At 47.8% G+C, this 2301-nt stretch carries 3 protein-coding genes; all 3 read left to right on the plus strand.

Going from position 1 to position 2301, the window contains the following annotated elements; translation table 11 throughout:
- Positions 1 to 474 precede the first annotated feature (474 nt).
- The 3 genes from ACQ4WQ_RS28365 (at position 475) to ACQ4WQ_RS28375 (ending at position 1980) form a co-directional block, all read left to right on the plus strand.
- The gene (locus tag ACQ4WQ_RS28365) at positions 475 to 666 is read left to right on the plus strand and encodes a hypothetical protein (protein ID WP_436501638.1); all 192 of its coding nucleotides are present in this window, start codon (positions 475 to 477) and stop codon (positions 664 to 666) included.
- A gap of 296 nt (positions 667 to 962) precedes the next feature.
- Complete coding sequence (locus tag ACQ4WQ_RS28370; protein ID WP_436501640.1) at positions 963 to 1406, plus strand: hypothetical protein; 444 nt, start codon at positions 963 to 965, stop codon at positions 1404 to 1406.
- A 334-nt stretch (positions 1407 to 1740) separates the two neighbouring features.
- Complete coding sequence (locus ACQ4WQ_RS28375; RefSeq protein ID WP_436501642.1) at positions 1741 to 1980, plus strand: hypothetical protein; 240 nt, start codon at positions 1741 to 1743, stop codon at positions 1978 to 1980.
- Positions 1981 to 2301: the final 321 nt, after the last annotated feature.

Here is a 2301-nt window from a genome sequence, read left to right on the forward strand (position 1 = left end):
TTCGGGCACTGATAAAGACGCGATAAATACTGTGACTTGAAGCACTAAAACAATGGTGCTTTGATGTTCCGGGATGGCGCCCTTGAGGGGCGCCATTTTTGCGTGAAAATGATCCCCGTTCAGGGGATCACTACCTTGTGTCCTGGCGGCGCTCCACGCCGTCCAGTTGCCATACTGGCAAAGACCTTTAAACGGCCTATGGGCCGCGCGGGCAGTTTACGGACTACGTCCATAGGCTAATCCGTTTGATCCCCTCCTATGCCCCTTCTCGTTAATCCTTGGGCCGTTTAGCGGCGCTGCGTGCCGTGCGTGCGCAGCAAGTGCGGCGCGCAGCGCCGCTAAACTTGTATTAGGGACACTTAAGGCATCACATAGGGATATTGCGGCCTCTGGCTATGTTTTGTAATTACAAATTGACCGTTTTGTAATTACAGTGTAATGTCATTTGTAATTACAAACTTTCGGAGTCGAGCGGTGGCAATCAAGGTCAAAACCCATTTATTGCAGGTCAGGACGGATAAGGAACTGCTGGACAGTTTCAAGGTAATTTGCGAGGAGCGCGGCTTTACGGTGTCTGAGGGCATTAGGCGTTTTATGCAGCACCAGGTTAGGCAGGCCGCAGAGGGCAAGTATCTGTCCGGACAGGCAACAGCAAAAACAGAGTGAGAAGAGGCTGCTCTAAGCGTAGCCTATATCCCCACTACCCTTTGCAATTGTTACTTCAAACCTTAGCAACCTTGCGAACGTACCTTTGCAAAAAAACTGTATTTTTTGCTTGACTTCACCACAGTGGGGTGTCACTATCCTTAGCAACTAAACTCTTATTTTTGCTAAACCAAATGGGTAAAAAAATAGCGTATATTGCTAACCTCTCTTTTTCGCCAAACGTTAATCCGTTGGTCGGAGGAAGTTCTGTAGCGGTACGGCAAAAGTATGTTCGGACTGGCGTAAGTACAGACCTTGTGAACACCGAAACCGGTGAAATTACTCATAGGGCCATGATCCATACAATCGAGGATGTTGATGATGCTCACTTCGTCAAAATCTTTGCTGCAGGTGTGGTGGCCTCGTATGAATTGAACAGAACAGCACAGCGTGTTTTTCAATGCATATTGGACGAGTACCAGCGCACCCCAATGGCAGGCGGCTTTGCCGACACTTTGTATCTGTCGTGGTTTGATGGTGGGCTGTCTGGCCGGGATATCGGCATGAGTGAATACACCTTTAAACGTGGCATGAATGTGTTGCTCGAGAAGGGCTTTATTGCACCACGTATGCCTAATCAATTTTGGGTTAATCCCACTCTATTCTTCAAGGGTGATCGTGTATTATTCCTGAAGGAATATCGGCGTAAACTTAGTGTCGAAGATAGGGCGAAAAGGAATGATCAAGACATCTCAAAATAGCGTATCAGAGGCTTGCATTGGCTGAGTATCAGGATATCGTGTTACGCATCCGTCAGACCTCTCCAGGCGTGTGGTCGGGTACGGTGATGGATGACGACGACGTCGTCGTCGCGGGTGTCTCTGGATGCTCTACAGCCGATCAGGTACGGAAAGAAATACATGCTCTCGGAGTGCATTTTGTGAGAGTTGAAATAATGATTGCAGCAACTAACAGAGAAAGGGGGTAGATAGCAGATACGATATAAACGGTTTATACCGTTTAACCAAAGCGGCTCAAAGAGTGCGGGAACACTCAATGAGCCTAACCACAAACGAACTATCTAGGAGTTCAAGTATGGCTAACAACATTGGAACACATCTTGCGGTAAAACTTGAGGAAATCTCAGAACTGCACATGGTCATGGACGGCCTGTCAAACCTCGGCGCAGACTTGTCGACGTACAGTGCGCATGAGTCATTCGTCAATGTATTTCAGTGGTGCCAACAGCGACATAATGTTCTGTTTGACGAGCTGCATACCTACCTGTTGAAACAGGTTGTGCCGATTGTTTCTCATATCAACGATCGAGTTTGATTATGGATCTGCTCGATGAACTCAATGCAGAGATTCGGCCTATCGCAAGGCGTGTCAGTTTATCTGCCAATCGCTATTCTGCTATGTGTATCGCTGTGCTACTTCTGCTCGAAGCAATTAGGCATAATGCCCAAGATAAAGCAGACGCATTGGCCGATGTGGCTGCTATTCTTGATGGCCATGTGCCTAGCGAAAAATCAGGGCTTCGGGCACTGATAAAGACGCGATAAATACTGTGACTTGAAGCACTAAAACAATGGTGCTTTGATGTTCCGGGATGGCGCCCTTGAGGGGCGCCATTTTTGCGTGAAAATGATCCCC

The organism is Janthinobacterium goodfellowi (assembly GCF_051380695.1).
Classification (GTDB): domain Bacteria; phylum Pseudomonadota; class Gammaproteobacteria; order Burkholderiales; family Burkholderiaceae_D; genus Janthinobacterium.

Coding starts and splice junctions, on each gene's coding strand:
- ACQ4WQ_RS28375 (WP_436501642.1), top strand. CDS start 1,741: ATGGCTAACAACATTGGAACACATCTTGCGGTAAAACTTGAGGAAATC.